This is a genomic window from Nitrospirillum pindoramense, from assembly GCF_007827955.1.
GTDB lineage: Bacteria > Pseudomonadota > Alphaproteobacteria > Azospirillales > Azospirillaceae > Nitrospirillum > Nitrospirillum amazonense_B.
In genome coordinates this window covers 12,866-32,501 of record NZ_VITR01000001.1, presented here as the reverse complement: position 1 = coordinate 32,501, position 19,636 = coordinate 12,866, and the positions used below count along the sequence as shown (strand labels likewise).

At 68.9% G+C, this 19,636-nt stretch carries 17 protein-coding genes; 14 read left to right on the top strand and 3 right to left on the bottom strand.

Features of this window, described 5'->3' with window-relative positions:
• The first annotated feature begins 50 nt into the window (after nucleotides 1-50).
• The 10 genes from FBZ90_RS00145 to FBZ90_RS00100 all read left to right on the top strand — a co-directional run bounded on the left by FBZ90_RS00145 (nucleotide 51) and on the right by FBZ90_RS00100 (nucleotide 10,694).
• A complete protein-coding gene (locus FBZ90_RS00145) occupies nucleotides 51-1,184 on the top strand; it encodes a class 1 fructose-bisphosphatase (protein WP_145728830.1) in 1,134 nt (377 codons plus the stop codon).
• Nucleotides 1,185-1,226: 42 nt separating this feature from the next.
• The gene (locus tag FBZ90_RS00140; RefSeq protein WP_145728828.1) at nucleotides 1,227-2,102 is read left to right on the top strand and encodes a phosphoribulokinase; all 876 of its coding nucleotides are present in this window, start codon (nucleotides 1,227-1,229) and stop codon (nucleotides 2,100-2,102) included.
• A gap of 99 nt (nucleotides 2,103-2,201) precedes the next feature.
• Nucleotides 2,202-4,154: a transketolase gene (gene tkt / locus FBZ90_RS00135; RefSeq protein ID WP_145729445.1), complete on the top strand. Its 1,953-nt coding sequence runs from the start codon at nucleotides 2,202-2,204 to the stop codon at nucleotides 4,152-4,154.
• Nucleotides 4,155-4,283: 129 nt separating this feature from the next.
• Nucleotides 4,284-5,369: a class II fructose-bisphosphate aldolase gene (fba, locus tag FBZ90_RS00130; protein WP_145728825.1), complete on the top strand. Its 1,086-nt coding sequence runs from the start codon at nucleotides 4,284-4,286 to the stop codon at nucleotides 5,367-5,369.
• Nucleotides 5,370-5,441: 72 nt separating this feature from the next.
• Entirely contained in the window at nucleotides 5,442-6,959 is a 1,518-nt protein-coding gene (locus FBZ90_RS00125; protein ID WP_477529314.1) for a form I ribulose bisphosphate carboxylase large subunit, read from the top strand.
• Nucleotides 6,960-7,030: 71 nt separating this feature from the next.
• Nucleotides 7,031-7,450, top strand: a complete 420-nt coding sequence (locus FBZ90_RS00120; RefSeq protein WP_145728823.1) for a ribulose bisphosphate carboxylase small subunit — start codon at nucleotides 7,031-7,033, stop codon at nucleotides 7,448-7,450.
• Nucleotides 7,450-8,400: a CbbX protein gene (gene cbbX, locus FBZ90_RS00115; protein WP_145728821.1), complete on the top strand. Its 951-nt coding sequence runs from the start codon at nucleotides 7,450-7,452 to the stop codon at nucleotides 8,398-8,400. The genes FBZ90_RS00120 and cbbX overlap by 1 nt, the downstream gene beginning before the upstream one ends.
• The gene (gene rpe, locus FBZ90_RS00110) at nucleotides 8,397-9,047 is read left to right on the top strand and encodes a ribulose-phosphate 3-epimerase (RefSeq protein ID WP_145728819.1); all 651 of its coding nucleotides are present in this window, start codon (nucleotides 8,397-8,399) and stop codon (nucleotides 9,045-9,047) included. The genes cbbX and rpe overlap by 4 nt, the downstream gene beginning before the upstream one ends.
• A gap of 155 nt (nucleotides 9,048-9,202) precedes the next feature.
• The gene (locus tag FBZ90_RS00105; protein ID WP_246130065.1) at nucleotides 9,203-10,225 is read left to right on the top strand and encodes an SPFH domain-containing protein; all 1,023 of its coding nucleotides are present in this window, start codon (nucleotides 9,203-9,205) and stop codon (nucleotides 10,223-10,225) included.
• Between the two features lie 10 nt (nucleotides 10,226-10,235).
• Nucleotides 10,236-10,694, top strand: a complete 459-nt coding sequence (locus tag FBZ90_RS00100; RefSeq protein WP_145728817.1) for an NfeD family protein — start codon at nucleotides 10,236-10,238, stop codon at nucleotides 10,692-10,694.
• Nucleotides 10,695-10,708: 14 nt separating this feature from the next.
• Here the strand turns inward: FBZ90_RS00100 and prfH are convergent, their stop codons facing one another.
• The 3 genes from prfH to FBZ90_RS00085 all read right to left on the bottom strand — a co-directional run bounded on the left by prfH (nucleotide 10,709) and on the right by FBZ90_RS00085 (nucleotide 14,429).
• Nucleotides 10,709-11,329 carry a peptide chain release factor H gene (gene prfH / locus FBZ90_RS00095; RefSeq protein ID WP_145728815.1) on the bottom strand — a complete coding sequence of 207 codons (621 nt, stop codon included), beginning with the start codon at nucleotides 11,327-11,329 and terminating at the stop codon, nucleotides 10,709-10,711.
• Nucleotides 11,326-12,543, bottom strand: coding sequence for an RNA ligase RtcB family protein (locus FBZ90_RS00090; protein WP_145728813.1), 1,218 nt, complete (start codon nucleotides 12,541-12,543; stop codon nucleotides 11,326-11,328). The genes prfH and FBZ90_RS00090 overlap by 4 nt, the downstream gene beginning before the upstream one ends.
• 284 nt (nucleotides 12,544-12,827) lie before the next feature.
• A complete protein-coding gene (locus FBZ90_RS00085) occupies nucleotides 12,828-14,429 on the bottom strand; it encodes an alkaline phosphatase D family protein (protein ID WP_145728811.1) in 1,602 nt (533 codons plus the stop codon).
• A 365-nt stretch (nucleotides 14,430-14,794) separates the two neighbouring features.
• On the opposite strand from FBZ90_RS00085, the gene FBZ90_RS00080 reads away from it, so the two are divergent.
• From FBZ90_RS00080 to FBZ90_RS00065, 4 genes are all read left to right on the top strand, one after another.
• Nucleotides 14,795-15,802 (top strand): BMP family lipoprotein, encoded by a 1,008-nt coding sequence (locus FBZ90_RS00080; protein WP_186455515.1) that lies wholly within the window; start codon nucleotides 14,795-14,797, stop codon nucleotides 15,800-15,802.
• Between the two features lie 61 nt (nucleotides 15,803-15,863).
• On the top strand, nucleotides 15,864-17,465 hold the full coding sequence (locus FBZ90_RS00075) for an ABC transporter ATP-binding protein (RefSeq protein WP_145728809.1): 1,602 nt from the start codon (nucleotides 15,864-15,866) through the stop codon (nucleotides 17,463-17,465).
• The gene (locus FBZ90_RS00070; RefSeq protein WP_145728807.1) at nucleotides 17,462-18,505 is read left to right on the top strand and encodes a virulence RhuM family protein; all 1,044 of its coding nucleotides are present in this window, start codon (nucleotides 17,462-17,464) and stop codon (nucleotides 18,503-18,505) included. Before FBZ90_RS00075 ends, FBZ90_RS00070 begins: the two co-directional genes overlap by 4 nt.
• Nucleotides 18,502-19,626, top strand: a complete 1,125-nt coding sequence (locus FBZ90_RS00065; RefSeq protein WP_145728805.1) for an ABC transporter permease — start codon at nucleotides 18,502-18,504, stop codon at nucleotides 19,624-19,626. Before FBZ90_RS00070 ends, FBZ90_RS00065 begins: the two co-directional genes overlap by 4 nt.
• Nucleotides 19,627-19,636 lie beyond the last annotated feature (10 nt).

The following is a 19,636-nucleotide window of genomic DNA, read 5'->3' as shown; positions in this document are numbered from 1 at the left end:
GCCGGGAACGACGCGGGGACGGGAACCCCGCCCAGAAGCGGGAGGACATCATGGCGAACACCACGACATTGGCGCGGCATCTGGTTGCCTGGAGCGGGAGCACCCAAAACGGTGGAGCCCAGAACGGTGGAGCCCATCTGCGGGCGGATATCGTGCGCACCATCCTGGCCCTGGCCGACGCCGGCCTGGCCATCGCCGACCTGGTGGCCATGGGTCCCCTGGCGGGGGAGATGGCCGCCGTGCGCGGCGAAAGCAACGGCGACACCCAGAAGGAACTGGATCTGCGCGCCCATGACATCGTGGTCGATCGCCTGGCCGGCGCGCCGGTGGCGGTGGTGGGGTCGGAGGAGAGCGACGCCCCCGTCCTGCTGAACCCGGCGGGCACGCTGGTCGTGGCCATCGACCCCCTGGATGGGTCCAGCAACATCGAAACCAACGTGTCGGTCGGCACCATCTTCTCCATCCTGGGGGTGGAGGACCCGACGGACCCCGCCGCCTCGCTGCTGCAGCCGGGGCACCGGCAACTGGCGGCCGGTTTCCTGGTCTACGGGCCGCAGACCGCCCTGGTGCTGACCCTGGGCGAGGGCACCGAGATCTTCTTCCTGGATAAGCGGCCGGTCGAGCCACTGCCGGCGGTCCATGGCGGCGCCGGCTGGGCGTCCCCGGCGCCGCGGACGCCAAAGGCGGAATTCGTGCGCATGACCAGCCCGGTGACGGTGATGGCGGAAACCAAGGAGTTCGCCATCAACGCCTCGAACCAGCGGCATTGGGCGCCCAGCATCCGCACCTATGTCGACGACTGCCTGGCGGGGTCGGACGGGCCGCGGGCCAAGAACTACAACATGCGGTGGATCGCGTCCCTGGTGGCCGACGCCTTCCGCATCCTGCGCCGGGGCGGCGTCTATCTCTACCCCACCGATGAGCGTCCGGGCTATCGCAGTGGCCGCCTGCGCCTGGTGTACGAGGCCAACCCCATCGCCCTGGTCATCGAGCAGGCGGGCGGGGCCGCCACCGACGGGCAGAACCGCATCCTGGACCTGACGCCCCGCCACCTGCATGAGCGCACGGCCCTGGTCTTCGGCTCGCAAACGGAGGTGCGGCGCGTGGCCGAGCACCATACCGCCCCGGCCATCCTGGCCGACCGCGCGCCCCTGTTCGGCCAACGCGGCCTGCTGCGCGCCTGACCGGCCTGCCCCTTCAGCCGCTAGACCGGGAGGTCCCCCGCCATGTCCATCCGCCATCCCATCATTTCGGTCACCGGGTCGTCGGGCGCCGGCACCACCAGCGTCCGCCAGATTTTCGAGCAGGTCTTCCGCCGCGAGGGGGTGAACGCCGCCTGCATCGACGGTGACGCCTACCACCGCTATGACCGGGCGCAGATGAAGCAGGCCATCGCCCAGGCCGACAAGGACGGCGACCATCATTTCAGCCATTTCGGCCCGCAGGCCAACCTGCTGGGCGAATTGCAGGAGCTGTTCCGCCGCTATGGCGACGACGGCACCGGCCGCACCCGCCACTATGTCCACGACGCGGCGGAGGCGGAACAATACGGCTGCCCCGCCGGCACCTTCACCCCGTGGGAGGAGCTGCCGGGCCCCAGCGACCTGCTGTTCTATGAGGGCCTGCACGGCGCCGTGGTGGCCGATGGCTATGACATCGCCGGCCATGCGGACCTGAAGATCGGCGTGGTGCCGGTGATCAACCTGGAATGGATCCAGAAGATCCACCGTGACCGCACCCTGCGCGGCTACAGCACGGAGGATGTGATGACCACCATCCTGCGGCGCATGCCGGACTATGTCCGCTACATCTGCCCGCAGTTCACCCAGACGGATATCAATTTCCAGCGGGTGCCCACGGTCGACACCTCCAACCCCTTCATCGCGCGGTGGATACCGACGCCGGACGAATCCATCGTCGTCATCCGTTTCCGCAACCCGCGCGGCATCGACTTCGCCTACCTGCTGTCCATGATCGCCGGCAGCTTCATGTCGCGGGCCAATTCCATCGTCATCCCGGGCGGCAAGCTCGACCTGGCCATGCAGCTGATCCTCACGCCGCTGATCCTGCAGCTGGTCGACCGCAAGCGCCGCGCCGGTTGAGGAGGCCGAGAAATGACGCCCACCCTATCGCTGCGCCAGATCGAAACCACCGAACCCGGGGCCGCGCCCGCCCCTGACGGAACGCCCAGCTTGGCCGACATGGCCAACGCCGTCCGCATGCTGGCGGTGGCGGGGGTGGAGGCGGCCAAGTCCGGCCACCCCGGCATGCCCATGGGCATGGCCGACGTCGCCACCGTGCTGTTCACCCGGGTGCTGCGCCTGGACCCGGCGCGGCCCGACTGGCCCGACCGCGACCGCTTCGTGTTGTCGGCCGGCCACGGCAGCATGCTGCAATACGCCCTGCACCACCTGCTGGGCTACGCCGACATGGGGCTGGAGGAGCTGAAGCGCTTCCGCCAGTTGGGCTCCCGCGCGGCGGGCCACCCGGAATACGGCCATGCCCAGGGGATCGAGACCACCACCGGCCCCCTGGGCCAGGGCCTCACCACCGCCGTGGGCATGGCCCTGGCGGAGCGGCACCTGAACGCCCGCTTCGGCGACGCCCTGGTCGACCACCGCACCTATGTCATCGCCGGTGACGGCTGCCTGATGGAGGGCATCAGCCAGGAGGCCATCGACCTGGCCGGCCAGCTGCGGCTGTCCCGCCTGGTAGTGTTGTGGGACGACAACGGCATCACCATCGACGGCACCACCCGCCTGTCCACCCGCACCGACCAATTGATCCGCTTCGCCGCCTCCGGCTGGGCGGTGGAGCGGGTGGACGCCTACGACCATGCGGCCATCGAGGCCGCCCTGCTCCGCGCCCAGGCGAGCGACCGCCCCACCTTGATCGCCTGCCGCAGCGTCATCGGCTATGGCGCGCCCACCAAGGCGGGTACCTGCGGCGTTCACGGCGCCCCCCTGGGAGCTGAAGAAGCGCGAGGCGCGGCACAGGCCCTGGGTTGGGACAGCCCGCCCTTCACCGTGCCGGACGACATCCTGGCCGCCTGGCGCAGCGTGGCCCAGGCCGGCGGCCAAGCGCGGGAGGCGTGGGAGCGGCGGCTGGCCGCCCATCCGGCCCGCCTGGATTTCCAGCGGGTCATGGCGACCGACGCGGGGCCGGATCTGGCCGACGCCCTGGCCGCCTATCGGCAGGAGTTGGCGCAGAGCCGGCCGACGATGGCGACGCGCAAGGCCTCGCAACTGGTCCTGGGGGTGGTGAACGCCGCCACCGACCTGACGGTGGGCGGCTCCGCCGACCTGACCCATTCCAACCTGACGCAGACCAAGGGAATGGCGGCGATGGAGGCGGATGCCTACGCCGGCCGTTACATCCACTACGGCATCCGCGAACATGCCATGGCCGCCGTCATGAATGGATTGGCCCTGCATGGCGGCCTCATCCCCTACGGCGGCACCTTCCTGGTGTTCTCCGACTATGCCCGGGGCGCCATCCGCTTGTCCGCCCTGATGGGCGTGCGCGTCATCCATGTGCTGACCCATGACAGCATCGGCCTGGGGGAGGACGGCCCCACCCACCAGCCGGTGGAGCACCTGGCCATGCTGCGCGCCACGCCCAATCTGCACGTCTTCCGCCCCGCCGACGCGGTGGAGACGGCGGAGTGCTGGGAACTGGCCCTGACCAATCCCGGCACGCCCTCGGCCCTGTGCCTGTCGCGCCAGGACCTGCCCACCCTGCGCCGCGACGCCTCCTGGAACCGCAGCGCCACCGGCGCCTACATCCTGCGCGAAACGGACGGCCCGCGCGACGCCACCCTGCTGGCCACCGGGTCGGAAGTGGCCCTGGCGGTGGAGGCGGCGGAGCGTCTGGCCAAGGAGGCCATCGCCACCGCCGTGGTGTCCATGCCCTGCTGGGAACTGTTCGAGCGGCAGTCGCCGGCATCCCGCGCCCTGGTGCTGGGCAGCGCGCCCCGCATCGGGGTGGAGGCGGCGGTGCGCTTCGGCTGGGACCGCTGGCTGGGTGACCAGGGCGCCTTCATCGGCATGGAGGGCTTCGGCGCCTCCGCCCCCGCCACGGACCTTTACCGCCACTTCGGCATCACCGTCGACGCCATCATGGCCGCCGTCCGCGCCCGCGTCGCGCACGCCTGACGCCTTTTCCGTTCTAGGACGCGACTGCGTCCGCCGGAGATTTCTGGGGAGCGTAGCGGACTGGAAATCGAGGACAGCCAAGCGGCCGGATGGCCGCGCCCGGCGATTGAGGGAACAAGGAGAACACTTATGGCTCGTATAACCCTTCGTCAGCTACTGGACCACGCGGCGGAGCGCGACTACGGCGTTCCCGCCTTCAACATCAACAACATGGAACAGGGTCTGGCGGTCATGGAGGCCGCCGCCCAGGTGGACGCGCCCGTCATCCTGCAGGCCAGCCGGGGCGCCCGGTCCTATGCCGGCGATCTCATGCTGGCCCATATGATCGACGCGCTGGAGGCGCTGTACCCCACCATCCCGCTGTGCCTGCATCAGGACCACGGCAACAGCGAGGCCACCTGTCTGACGGCCCTGCAGCACGGCTTCACCTCCGTCATGATGGACGGGTCGCTGATGGCCGACGCCAAAACCCCCGCCTCTTACGACTACAACGTCGACATCACCCGCCGCGTGGCGGAGGCGGCGCACTGGGTGGGCGCCTCGGTCGAAGGGGAACTGGGCGTGCTGGGCAGCCTGGAAACGGGCCAGGGCGAGGCGGAGGACGGCCACGGAGCGGAAGGGGTGCTGTCCCTGGACCAGCTGTGCACCGACCCCGACCAGGCGTTGGACTTCGTCGCCGCCACCCGGGTGGACGCGCTGGCCATCGCCATGGGCACCTCGCACGGCGCCTATAAATTCTCGCGCCAGCCGGACGGCGACATCCTGGCCATGAACGTGGTGGAGGCCATCCACGCGCGACTTCCCAACACCCACCTGGTGATGCACGGCAGTTCGTCCGTGCCGCAGGAATTGCAGGACCTGTTCAACGCCTATGGCGGCCAAATGCCCCGCACCTGGGGCGTGCCGGTGGAGGAGATCGTGCGCGGCATCCGCTTTGGGGTGCGCAAGATCAACATCGACACCGACTGCCGCCTGGCCATGGCGGTGCAGTTCCGCAAGACGGCCACGCAGAACCCGGCGGAATTCGACCCACGCAAGTTCCTGAAGCCAGCCATGGACGCCATGAAGGCGCTGTGCCGCGATCGGTTCGAGCAGTTCGGCGCCGCCGGCAACGCCAGCCGCATCACGCCCCTGCCCATGGCCGCCATGGCCAAGCGCTACGCCACCGGTGCCCTGGACCCCCAGTTGGGCCGGACGCCGGTAGCGGCTGAGTAACCACCGCCCCGCCACGCACGTGAACCAGGCCCCGACCGGGGCCGCCGGAGATTTCCGGGGAGCGTCAGCGGATTGGAAATCGAGGATAGCCAAGGGGCGGATGCCCCGCCGGCGCTTGAGGAGGACAGGAACATGAACGCCATCGACAATAGGGACCGCCGCGACCGCTATGCCGCCGGCGTCATGAAGTACCGCGACATGGGCTACTGGCAGCCGGATTACGAGCCCAAGGACACGGACGTCATCGCCGTGTTCCGCATCACCCCGCAAGACGGGGTGGACCCCATCGAGGCCGCCGCCGCCGTGGCGGGCGAATCCTCCACCGCCACCTGGACCGTGGTGTGGACCGACCGCCTGACCGCCTGCGACAAGTACCGCGCCAAGGCCCACCGGGTGGACCCCGTGCCCGGCTCCCCCGACAGCTGGTTCGCCTACATCGCCTATGACATCGATCTTTTCGAACCCGGATCGATTGCCAACCTGACGGCGTCCATCATCGGCAACGTCTTCGGCTTCAAGCCGCTGAAGGCCCTGCGGCTGGAGGACATGCGCCTGCCGGTGGCCTATGTGAAGACCTTCGACGGGCCACCCACCGGCATCGTTGTGGAGCGGGAACGGTTGGACAAGTTCGGCCGCCCCCTGTTGGGCGCCACGGTGAAGCCCAAGCTGGGCCTGTCGGGCCGCAACTATGGCCGCGTGGTCTATGAGGCGCTGAAGGGCGGCCTGGACTTCACCAAGGATGACGAGAACATCAATTCCCAGCCCTTCATGCACTGGCGCGACCGCTTCCTCTATTGCATGGAGGCGGTGAACCGCGCCCAGGCGGCGACGGGCGAGATCAAGGGCACCTACCTCAACGTGACCGCCGCCACCATGGAGGACATGTACGAGCGGGCGGAGTTCGCCAAGTCCATCGGGTCGACCATCGTCATGATCGATCTGGTCATCGGCTACACCGCCATCCAGTCCATGTCGAAATGGGCGCGGCGCAACGACATGATCCTGCACCTGCACCGCGCCGGCCATTCCACCTACACCCGGCAAAAGAGCCACGGCGTGTCCTTCCGCGTCATCGCCAAATGGATGCGGCTGGCGGGCGTGGACCACATCCACGCCGGCACCGTGGTGGGCAAGCTGGAGGGCGATCCCGCCACCACCAAGGGCTATTACGACATCTGCCGCGAGGACTTCCTGCCCCAGCGGCTGGAGAACGGCATCTTCTTCGACCAGTCCTTCGCTTCGCTGCGCAAGACCATGCCGGTGGCGTCGGGCGGCATCCATGCCGGTCAGATGCACCAGTTGCTGGATTTGTTCGGCGACGACGTGGTGCTGCAGTTCGGCGGCGGCACCATCGGCCACCCCATGGGCATCCAGGCGGGCGCCACCGCCAACCGGGTGGCGCTGGAGGCCATGGTGCTGGCCCGCAACGAGGGCCGCGACATCCTGGCCGAGGGGCCGGACATCCTGGCCGCCGCCAGCCGCCACTGCACGCCCCTGCGCCAGGCCTTGGACGTCTGGAAGGACGTGACCTTCAACTACACCTCGACCGACTCACCGGACTTCGTGCCGACCGCCAGCGTCGCTGGCTGACGCCCTCAAGCGGCGGGCGGCCGCACGAGGTGCCGTCGGCGCCCTTCCCATCAGAGAGTGAGGAAATCATCATGCGCGTCACCCAAGGAACCTTCTCCTTCCTGCCCGACCTGACGGACGAGCAGATCACGGCCCAGGTGCAGTACTGCATCGACAACGGCTGGGCGGTGAACATCGAATTCACGGACGACCCCCACCCCCGCAACACCTACTGGGACATGTGGGGCATGCCCATGTTCGACATCCGCGACGCCGCCGGGGTGATGGGGGAACTGGCCTCCTGCCGCAAGGTCTATGGCGACCGCTACATCCGCATCTCCGGCTTCGACGCCAGCCACGGATGGGAGAGCGTGCGCCTGTCCTTCATCGCCAACCGGCCGGCCAACGAGCCCGGCTTCGGCCTGGAACGGCAGGAACATGACGGGCGGCGCGTGCGCTACAGCACCCGCGCCTATGCCGCCCAATTGCCGGAAGGGGAGCGGTATTCGTGATGGCCTCCCCCCTCCCGTTGAAAGCCGTCCCGCCGGGGGCCGCCGCGGCCCCGGCGGCCCCCGGTGCCGTGGATTTGCGCGCCGACTTCGAAGCCTCCGGCCTGCCGGAAATCTTCGACCAGTTGGACCGGGAGATGGTGGGTCTGGCCCCCATCAAGGGGCGGCTGCGCGAGATCGCCGCCCTGCTGCTGGTGGACAGGGCGCGCCAGCGCTTCGGCCTGGCGGTGGGCGCCCCCACCCTGCACATGAGCTTCACCGGCAACCCCGGCACGGGCAAGACCACCCTGGCGCTGAAGATGGCCGCCATCCTGCACCGGCTGGGCTATGTCCGGCGCGGGCACCTGGTGACCGTCACCCGCGATGATCTGGTGGGCCAGTACATCGGCCACACCGCGCCCAAGACGAAGGAGGTGCTGAAGCGCGCCGCCGGCGGCGTGCTGTTCATCGACGAGGCCTATTACCTCTACCGGCCGGAGAACGAGCGCGACTATGGCCAGGAGGCCATCGAGATCCTGCTGCAGGTCATGGAGAACCAGCGCGACGACCTGGTCGTCATCCTGGCCGGCTATGCCGACCGCATGGACCGCTTCTTTCAGGCCAACCCCGGCTTCCGCTCCCGCGTGGCCCACCATATCGACTTCCCCGACTATGGCGAGGAAGAGCTGCTGGAAATCGGGGAGCGGCAACTGGAGAGCATGAACTATCGCTTCAGCCCCCGGGCCAAGGCTGTGTTCGCCCAATATATCGCCCTGCGCCGGGGCCAACCCCACTTCGCCAACGGCCGGTCCATCCGCAACGCCCTGGACCGCGCCCGCCTGCGTCAGGCCAGCCGCCTGTTCCAGCGGGAGGATGGCGCGCTGTCCGTGGACGACCTGACGCTGATCGAGGCGGAGGACATCCTGGCCAGCCGGGTGTTTGCCGGCGCCTCGGATCGGGAGACGCCATCATGACCCAGCCGCTGATCGCCCCCAGCATCCTGTCCGCCGACTTCGCCAGCCTGGGCGCCGAGGTGCGGGCCATCGCGGCGGCGGGGGCCGACTACATCCATGTCGATGTCATGGACGGCCATTTCGTGCCCAACATCACCATCGGCCCCACCGTGGTGAAGGCGCTGCGCCCCCATACCGACCGCCCCTTCGACGTGCATCTGATGATCAGCCCGGTCGATCCCTATCTGGAGGCCTTCGCCCAGGCCGGGGCCGACATCATCACCGTGCAGGCGGAGGCCACCACCCACCTGGACCGCACGCTGGAGCGCATCCGCGCCCTGGGCAAAAAGGCCGGGGTGGCGCTGAACCCCTCCACGCCGGAAAGCGCCGTCGCCTATGTCCTGGACCGGCTGGACCTGGTGCTGGTCATGACGGTAAACCCCGGCTTCGGCGGCCAGTCCTTCATCCCCGCCATGATCCCAAAGATCCAGGCCCTGCGCGCCCTGATCGGCCGCCGGCCCATCCAGATCGAGGTCGACGGCGGCGTGAACCATGAGACGGCGCGCCTGTGCGCGCAGGCGGGGGCGGAGGTGCTGGTCGCGGGCTCCGCCGTGTTCCAGGACGGGCCTGGCCGCTACCAGGCCAACATCGCGGCATTGCGCGGATAGACCGCGAAGAGTGGGCCGTTCGAGGACGACAGCGCCAGGGCACAACCCTCGGGACAAATCCCGGGCGGCGGCACCCGCCTTATGGCATGATGCGCGGCAAAGGGGGGGCCGGCGCGGCGGTTCCCCCGCGCCACCAACAAGTGGGGAGAGACGCCTTGTCGCCTTTCGGCGTGTTCGCCTTGGCCGTCCTGGCCTTCGCCATCGTTCTTGTCTACAGCGGCATCAAGACCGTGCCCCAGGGCATGGAATACACGGTGGAGCGGTTCGGGCGGTATACCCGCACCCTGAAGCCCGGCCTGGCCATCATCGTCCCGTTCTTCGACCGCATCGGCGCCCGGCAGACCATGCAGGAGGTGGTGCTGGACGTGCCGTCGCAGGAGATCATCACCAAGGACAACGCCATGGTCACGGTGGACGGCGTGCTGTTCTTCCAGGTGCTGGACGCCGCCAAGGCCAGCTATGAGGTGCGCAACCTGGACAGCGCCGTGCTGAACCTGACCATGACCAACCTGCGCACGGTCATGGGCTCCATGGATTTGGACGAGCTGCTGTCGCAGCGCGACGCCATCAACGCCCGCCTGCTGACCGTGGTCGACGCCGCCACCCACCCCTGGGGCGTGAAGATCACCCGCGTGGAAATCCGCGACATCCAGCCGCCGCGCGACCTGGTGGACAGCATGGCCCGCCAGATGAAGGCGGAACGGGAACGTCGCGCCCTGATCCTGGAGGCGGAAGGCCTGCGCCAATCCGCCATCCTGCGGGCGGAGGGCGAAAAGCAATCCGCCATCTTGCAGGCCGATGGCAAGAAGGAGGCCGCCTTCCGCGAGGCGGAGGCCCGCGTGCGCCTGGCGGAGGCGGAGGCCACCGCCACCCGCGTGGTATCGGAGGCGATCGCCGGCGGCAGCGTGCAGGCCGTGAACTACTTCATCGCCCAGCGCTATGTCGACGCGCTGAAGGGCTTCGCCGCCAGCCCCAACCAGAAAATCCTGTTCATGCCCATGGAATCGACCGGCATCCTGGGCGCCCTGGGCGGCATCGCCGAACTGGCCAAGGACAGCTTCGCCGGCGCGCCCGCCAACCAGGCCCGCCCCAGCGCCCCGCCCCGCCGGACCGATCCGCCGCCCGCCCCACCCTCGGCACCGCCGACCGGTGGCCCGTGGGCAACGCCCGAGAGCTGAGGAGTAGGCCATGCCCGACTTCACCGCATGGACGGCCCACGCCTGGCACTGGTGGGCGGCGGGCGTCGCCCTGGCCCTGGTGGAAATGATCACCCCTGGCGTCGGCCTGCTGTGGCTGGGGGTGGCGGCCGTGCTGGTGGGGTGCGTGCTGTTCCTGGTCCCCGCCCTGCCCCTGGTGGCCCAGGTGGTGCTGTTCGCCGTCCTCGCGGCCGCCTTGCTGGTCGTCACCCGCCGCTGGCTGGGCCGTGGCAGCCCCGCCACGCAGGCCCCGCCCGAGCGGCTGAACGAACGCGGCGCCCTCTACCTGGGCCGCATCGTCACCCTGGAAACCGCCATCGTCAACGGCCAGGGCCGCGCCCGCCTGGACGACGGCGCCTGGCTGGTCCACGGCCCCGACGGCCTGCCGGCGGGCGCAACCGTGCGGGTGGTGGGCCTGGATGGCACGGCGCTGAGGGTGGAGGCGGCGTAAGGCCGCCCCCGTTCTCATCGTACCCGCCGGAACCGCTCCCCCTCATAGGCCCGGACCTCATTGCCCCGTTCCAGGGCATCGTGCCGGGCCCATCGCTCCCGGTCCGCCGCCTCGCCCGCCTGGCGGTCGCGGTCGGCCAGCGCCGCCGCCAGCCGGGCCATGGCCAGCGCCCGGTTGCGGTGTTGCGACCGTTCCTCCTGCGCGAAGACCGCCAGGCCCGTGGGCAGGTGGGTGACGCGCACGGCGGAGCTGGTCTTGTTGACATGCTGGCCGCCGGGGCCGGAAGCGCGGCAGGCCTCCACCCGCAGATCCGCCTCCCGTAGGCCGGCCGAGGCCGGTGGCGGCGCCAGGCGGGACACGCCGACATACCAGTTCTTGCGCCCCCAGCCGGAACGCAGCGGACTGGGGCAAGTCCAGCGCACGCTGCCCTCCCAGGTGCGGGCATAGCCCTCCACGCCGGTCCCATCGAGGGCCACCAGAGCGGAGAGGGGACCGTGGGGGCCGGCCTCCGTCTCCAGCACCTCGGCCCGCAGCCCCGCATCGGCGGCCTCCGCCACCAACACGCGCAGCAGCCCCGCCACCGCGACCTGGCATTCGCCAGGACCACGGCCGGCTGTGAACAGCAGCCACGTCATTGTTGACCCCACTTGGCGGCGCGGGCGGCCCGGCGGTCGCGCCGCCAGTCGCCTTGCGCCCCCTTTGTTTCGTCCCGGGCCCCGTGCGAGGTCTTGAACGTCACCAGCGGCCGCAAGGTGGCGATGACGGTCAACAAGCCAGCCGCCTCAAGGTCGGCGACGACGGCGCCCACGTCCTTGTAACAATCGGGCGCCTCCTCCCACAGCAGCAGTTCATCACCACAGACGACACGGCCACCGAAGGGGGTATGCGCCAGATCTTCCCGCCGATATCGGCCCTTCAGCTTGCCCTTGGCCTCATGCCGGGCCAGCTTGCGTCCAGCGCCATGGGCCAGGGACCATAACGCCTGGTCCCGGCCCGCGATGGGCTGGACCAGGATGCTAAGGTCTCCGCGCGACCCGGGGATAACGACTGGCCCCTGGTCGGCAGGTGCCGCCCCCTTGCGATGCAGCCAACAGCGGCAACCGTCCATCACCGCCGCCGTCACGCTGTTGTGGCAGACATCCAGCACTGGCCGGCCGTCCACCCCCAGGGCGGCCAGCGTGCGGTGGGCACACAGGTCGCGGTTGGCCCTGGCCCAGCGGACGGCATCGTCATGCTGCGCCAGATAGGCCTGGCCTTCGGCCGAGCCGTGGGCAACGCCGGTGGCGCCGAAGCGCTCGGCATGACGGCGCAGCACCGCCTCCCCCACCCCGCGCGAGCCGGTATGGACCAACAGGCACAACCGATCTTCCTTGATGCCCAGGGCAGCCAGCGCCGCCGCGTCGCGGGTCTGGTGCACCTGCTGCACCTCGATGAAATGGTTGCCGCGCCCGGGGGTGCCGAGGGCGTCGTCGTGGTCGGTGGCGGCCAGCCCCCGATCCGCCAACCAAGCGGTGGTGTCGCCGTCCCACGGTTGGTCCAGCCCGTCCAACCGCGCCGCCAAGCGGTCCGGCCGGGCCTTGCGCACGGGATGGTCGGTTGCCCACAGCGCCATGCCGCAGCCGATGTCGCTGCCCACCAGCGACGGATATAAAACGTCCTCGGACAGAAAGGCCGCCCCCACTGGCGATCCCTTGCCGGGGTGCAGATCCGGCATGCCAACGGCCAGGCGCATGCCGGGCAGGGCGGCCGTGGCATCCAACTGGCGCAGGGCTTCGCCCTCCATCCAGGTGGAGTCGGACGCGATCACGCGGGCCCGGGGCCCGCGCTCATAAATGACAGAAGTGCCCATGGTCTCTTCTCAATACCGGGCTGAACCTGGGTGGCAGCACCAATCGGGCATGCCACCAGAAGGCCATCCATCCCGTCACGGATGGTTTGATCCTTCCAAGAAAGCCGGCACCACGGGGAAAACGTGGGGGCGGCTTAAACCCCGTGAACGGGGCAGTTCGCACCAACGCGCATTCCTGCCTCCAGAGAAGAGAGATTTGAGGCCCGTTCACCGAGCCCCGAGGAGGCGGACCCTACCTCAACGGCCGGGACCCGCGCAACCTATGGCAGGCGCCAACCCGCTTATCACGCCGACTTCGCCCCCGGCTTGCCCGGTTCGACCACGAAGCTGGCACGGGTGCTGATGGCGCCGCCGGGGGTGCTGACGCGGTCCATGACGCGGAAGTTGGCCGTCAGCTTGTCATGGCCGATGTCGCACATCAGATAGCCGCGCTGGTCGTTCATGAAGCGGATGTGCGGGTTGCCGCGCTGGATCTCCTCCTGGCGGGGCCGCTTGTCGGCGCCGTCGCCGCCGGAGCTGATGGAGGTGCCGACGAACTCGGTGGCGACGATGGGGGCCTTGTCGCTGCGGTAGTCGGCCTTGAGGTCGCCGACGAAATTCTGGTGCTCATCCCCCGTCAGCACCACCACGTTGTTCAGGCGGCGGTCAGCGATGTGGCGCAGCAGGCGCTGGCGCGGCTCGTGATAACCTTCCCAGCTGTCCATGTTGTAGATGGGGCCGTGCCAGGGCTCGCGGTTCATGGTCATCATCATCACCTGCTGGCCGATGATGTTCCAGCGGGCGCGGCCACGGTCCAACCCCTCGAACAGCCAGCGCTCCTGCTCCTCCCCCATCACCTGGGCATCGTCATCGTCCTGACCCTCGCAGGCGGGCTTGAAGCCGTCGCCGCAGGGCTGGTCGGTGCGGAACTGCCGCGTGTCCAGCAGGTGCAGGTCGATCAGGTTGCCGAAAGCCAGGCGGCGGTAAATCTGCATGTCCGGGCCCTTGGGCCAGGAGGCGCGGCGCAAGGGCATGTGCTCGTAATACGCCTGGGCCGCCGCCGCGCGGCGCAGCAGGAAATATTCCGGCGGCGCGATGCCGGCGCCGTCGGTGGCGCCCGTCCAGTTGTTGTCGACCTCATGGTCGTCCCAGGTCACCATCCACGGGCAGGCGGCGCGGGCCAACTGCAGGTCCAGGTCCATGGTGTACTGGGCGTAGCGGCGGCGGTACTCATCCAGCGAATAGGGCTCATCGCCCAGATGCTGCCGGGGGGTGGGGATGGCCAGGCCGCCATAGCGGCTGCTCTCATGCGTCCGCACCCGGTTTTCGTAGATGTAGTCGCCATAGTGGAAGACGAAGTCCGGCCGTTCCTCCGCCAAATGGCGGAAGGCGGTGTAATAGCCGTCCTCGTAATTCTGGCAGCCGACCATGCCCAGGCGCACGCGGTCCACCTTGGCCCCCAGGGCCGGGGCGGTGCGGGCGCGGGCCACCATGCTGCGCTCCGCCCCCACGGTGAAGCGGTAGTAATAATCCCGGCCCGGTTCCAGGCCACCGACCTCGACATGGACGGCATGGCCCAGTTCCGGCCGCGCCACCTCGGTCCCGCTCTGCACGATGGTGCGCATGCGGTCGTCCGTCGCCACCTGCCAATCCACCTCCACCGGCCGCTTGGGCATGCCGTAGCCGAACGCCAGCGGATCGGGCGCCAGCCGGGTCCACAGCACGAAGCCGTCGGGCAGCGGGTCGCCGGAGGCCACGCCCAGCGAGAACGGATCGTTGCTGAACGCCGCCTGCGCCAGGGCCGAGCCCATGGACGACGGCAGCAGGAAGGCCGTGGCCGCGGTCGCGCCGAAGGTCTTCAGCAGGGCGCGGCGGGTGGCCTCGGGAACAGGGCTGAACCGGATCATGGGTGGGATCTCGACGGCTGGCGGGCAAGGGCGCGCCACGGAGAAATGGCGCAAGCGGGCGGCAGAGTGCCTGCCGGCGGGGGCCTGTCAACCCGGAAAACCCCACCCGGCCAGCCCGTCATGAAAGTGTCGCAAGCGGCCGCAACCCTCGCGTCAGCGGCCGGCGCAACCGCAGATGGCGCCCACGGCCGCGCCGCCCTATCTTGACCATTTGGTCAGGATCAGCCAGGGTGCCGTGCCCCCTTGCGCCCCCCGGCTTGCCGGGAGCTTGGGAAATGGACTAGGTTTCAGGTCGAGCAAGCGGTGCGGCCTTCCCGTTCGCCGCCCGTCAATCGAGTATGCCCCAAGGGAGGCAGGGACCCTTCATGAGTAGAGCGATCCGCGCGGCGTTGGCGGCGGCCGCCCTGTTGAGCTGCGCCTTGTCCGCCCCCAAAGCGGATGCCGCCTTCTTTCCCGGCGTGGTCTTCGATTATGGCGGCAAGTACGACAAGTCCTTCAACGAAGGCGTCCTGACGGGAATCGAGCGTTTCCGCCGTGAGACGGGCGTCACCTACAAGGCGCTGGAGATCAGCAACGACGTCCAGCGCGAGCAGTATCTGCGCCGCCTGGCGGAGCATGGCGCCGACATCATCCTGGCCGTGGGCTTCAGCCAGGCGCCGGCGGTGGCCAAGGTCGCCAAGGAATTCCCGGAGATCAAGTTCACCCTGATCGACGGCGTGGTGAAGCTGCCCAACGTCCAGTCCATCCTGTTCTCCGAGCAGGAGGGATCGTATCTGGTGGGCATGCTGGCGGCCTTGAGCAGCAAGACCCACACGGTGGGCTTCGTCGGCGGCATGGACATCCCCCTGATCCGCCGATTCGCCTGCGGCTATGAGCAGGGGGTGAAGGCCGTGGCCCCGGACGACCATGTCATCACCAACATGGTGGGCACCACGCCCGCCGCCTGGTCGGACCCCACGCGCGGCGGCGAATTGGCCAAGAGCCAGTTCGACAGGGGCGTGGACGTGGTGTTCGCCGCCGCCGGGCAAAGCGGCATCGGCGTGCTGCAGGCGGCCAAGGATGCCGGCAAACTGTCCATCGGTGTCGACAGCAACCAGAACCATCTGTTCCCGGGCTCCGTCCTGACCTCCATGGTCAAGCGGGTGGACGTGGCCGCCTACAACGCCATCAAGGCGGCGCAGGACGGCACCTGGCAACCCGGCGTGCGCACGCTGGGCCTGAAGGAGGACGGCGTGGGCTGGGCGCTGGATGAGAACAATGCCAAGCTGGTGACGCCGGAGATGAAGGCGGAACTGGACGCGGCCTCGGCGGAAATCCAGGCTGGAACCCGCAAGGTCGCCAATTACGACGAAACCAACGGCTGCAAGTACTGACGCCGCCCCGCCACGCCTCGGGGCCGCCTATTGCCCCCCTGATCTAGAGACCAGCCGCCCCGTGTCGCAGACCGTTCCCCCCCCGACTTCCCCGCCGCCGCCGGGCCCCTGGGCCGTGGAACTGGTGGGCATCGACAAGCGCTTCGGCCCCGTCCACGCCAACAAGGCCGTGAGCCTGCGCATCCGCGCCGGGTCCATCCATGGCCTGGTGGGGGAGAACGGCGCCGGCAAGTCCACCTTGATGAGCATCCTCTACGGCTTCTACCAGGCCGATGAGGGGCAGATCCTGGTGAACGGCGCCGAGGCGCGCATCCGCGAGCCCAAGGACGCCATCAACCTGGGCATCGGCATGGTCCACCAGCACTTCATGCTGGTGGAGGAGTTCACCGTGCTGGAAAACCTGATGCTGGGGGCCGAGGGCGGCGCCCTGCTGAAGGACGGCATCCGCAAGGCCCGGGCGGAGGTGGAGCGGCTGGAGAAAGCCTATCGCCTGGACGTGCCGCTGGACACCAAGGTCGCCGACCTGAACGTGGGCGTGCAACAGCGGGTGGAAATCCTGAAGGCGCTTTATCGCGGCGCCCAGGTGCTGATCCTGGATGAGCCGACGGCCGTGCTGTCGCCCCCGGAGGTGCAGGACCTGTTCCGCATCCTGGACGCGCTGCGCGCCCAGGGCCGCACCATCCTGATGATCACCCACAAGCTGAAGGAGATCATGGCCATCACCGACGCCGTGTCGGTGCTGCGCCAGGGGGCGGTGGTGGCCAACTTCGACACCCGGGACACCAGCGAGGCCGCGCTGGCCGAAGCCATGGTGGGCCGCCGCGCCAACCCCGTCGTCCGCCGGCTGGGGGCGCCCGCGGGCGCGCCGCTGCTGACGGTGGAGGACCTGAGCGTGATCGACGAGCGGGGGGTGGAGCGCCTGAAGGGCGCCACCTTCCGCGTGCGGGCCGGGGAGATCGTGGGCGTGGCCGGCGTGGCCGGCAACGGCCAGTCGGAATTGCTGGAGGCGCTGTCGGGCATGACGCCGTTCCAGCGCGGCCGCTTCCACATCAATGGCCGTGACGTGACGCCGGAGGCCCCCATGGACCCGGCCCAGGCCCGGCGCCAGGGCATCGCCCATGTGCCGGAGGATCGCCTGCGCCGCGCGGTGGTGAAGCCCTTCCCCGCCTTCCAGAACGCCCTGCTGGGCTATCAGGACGACCCGGCCATGGCTGACGGCCCGCGCCTTAACTGGAAGCGGGTGGCCGCCGCCACCGCCCGCCTGATGGAGGATTGGGACGTCCGCCCCCGCCAGCCATCCCTACGCACCTCGCTCTTTTCTGGCGGCAACCAGCAGAAGCTGGTGCTGGGCCGGGAGATGGAGCGCGACCCCAACGTGCTGCTGGTGGGCCAGCCCACCCGGGGCGTTGACATCGGCGCCATCGAGTTCATCCATCGCCGCCTGCTGGCCATGCGCGACGCCGGCAAGGCCATCCTGCTGGTCTCCGCCGAGTTGGAGGAGATTATGGCCCTGTCCGACCGCATCCTGGTGATGTGCGACGGCGCCATCACCGGCGAGCTGGCGGCCGAAGACGCGACCGAGGGATTGATCGGCCGCCTGATGGCCGGCATCACCGACGATATGGAACAGCCGCGCGCCGAAGCGGGTGGACAGGCGGTATGAGCGGCGAATTCATTCTCTACAATACCGAGGACGGCCGGGCCCAAGTCCGCCTGGCCATTGACGGGGGCACGGTCTGGCTTAGCCAAGCCGGCATGGCGGAGCTATTCCAGACAACACCTCAAAACGTCACCCAGCACGTTCGTGCCATCTTCGCCAGTGAAGAGGTTGCGCGGGAGGGAACCTGTAAGGATTACTTACAAGTTCAAACCGAAGGCGATCGGCAAGTCCGTCGTAAGGTCACCCTGTACGGACTGGAGGTGATCCTGGCGGTCGGCTTCCGCGTGCGCAGCCCGCGCGGCAGCCAGTTCCGCCGCTGGGCCAACAGCGTGCTTAAGGACTATCTGGTCAAAGGCTTCGCCATCGATGATCGCCGGCTGGCGGAGCCATCGGAAGGCTTCGACTATTTCGACGAACTGCTGGAACGCATCCAGGCCATCCGGGCCTCGGAGAAGCGCTTCTATCAAAAAGTCAGGGATCTGTTCGCCACCGCCGCAGACTACGACGGGAAGGCGGAGACGGCCCGTCGTTTCTTTCAGAGCATTCAGAACAAGATGCTGTGGGCTGTGACCAGCCACACGGCGGCGGAACTGATCGTCAGCCGCGCTGACCCCGCCAAGGCGAACATGGGCCTGACCGCCTGGTCCGGTGATCGTGTGCGCAAGGTCGACGTCGCCACCGCCAAGAACTATCTAGCGGACACCGAGGTGCGGGAACTGAACCGCCTGGTCTCTGCCTTCCTTGACCTGGCAGTTGATCGGGCGCAGCGGCGACAGCAGACGACCATGGCCGACTGGGGGCGTTTCGTGGATGACTATTTGAAATTCACGGATCGACCTGTGCTGGCCCACGCCGGCAGCGTCAGCCACGACCGCATGCAGCAGGTGGTGGAACAGCGCTATGAGGCATTCGATGCCGCACGTCGGGAAGCGGAGCGCCAACGTGCCCAGCAAGAATACGAACAGGACATAGAGGCCGAGTTGAAGCGCATTGAATCCGGCCTGCATGGCCACGCTCCATCGCGCCGGGACGGTGCGGCATGAGCGCGTCAACCAATTCCGACGGCCTGCCGCGCTGGGCCACGCTGGCCCTGCTGCCGGCCATCAACCTGGGCGCCGCCCTGGTGGTGTCATCCCTGGTCATCCTGGCCATCGGCCAGGACCCCGTTTCCGCGCTGGCCTTCATGGTCAAGGGCGCGGTGGGCAGCGGCACGGGCCTCAGCTACACCCTTTATTACGCCACCAGCCTGATCTTCACCGGCCTGGCCGTGGCCATCGCCAACCATGCCGGCCTGTTCAACATCGGCGGCGAGGGCCAGGCCTATGTCGGCGGCCTGGGCACCGGCCTGGTGTGCCTGGCCTTGAGCGGCTGGCCCTGGTACGCGGTGTTGCCGGTGGCGGTGCTGGCGGGCGCCCTGTTCGGCGCGGTGTGGGGCCTGGTCCCGGGGTATCTGCAGGCCTATCGCGGCAGCCACATCGTCATCACCACCATCATGTTCAACTTCCTGGCCAGCGCCCTGATGGTCTACCTGCTGGGCGGGCCGCTGATCGAGCATGGCCAGATGGCGCCGGAAAGCCGGGAGTTCGCCGAGAGCACCTTCCTGCCGGCGGTGAAGGAGATCGCGGCCGCCCTGGGGTATCGCACCCCCACCCTGCCCCTGAACCTGTCGCTGATCCTGGCGCTGCTCTGCGCCGGTGGGGTCTGGTTCCTGATCTGGCACACCCGCTGGGGTTTCCAGATGCGCACGGTGGGCGCCAACGAGGCGGCGGCGCGCTATGCCGGCATGAACGCCCGCACCACCATCGTCGTCGCCATGGCCATTTCCGGCGCGCTGGCCGGCCTGGTCGGCATCAACGAGCTGCAGGGGGTGCAGCACCGCATCACCCTGAACTTCCAGGCCGGCATGGGCTTCACCGGCATCGCCGTGGCCCTGATGGGCCGGGGGCACCCGGTGGGCATCGTCCTGTCGTCGCTGCTGTTCGGCGCCCTGTACCAGGGCGGGGCCGAGCTGTCGTTCGAATACAATGAGATCAGCCCGCGCCTGGTGGTCGTCATCCAGGGCGTGGTCATCCTGTTCTCCGGCGCGCTGGAGCATATGTTCCGCCCGGCGCTGCTGCGCCTGTTGAAGCCCAAGGCCCCGGCCGCCGCCGGCCAGCGCGCTTAAAGATCCGGGG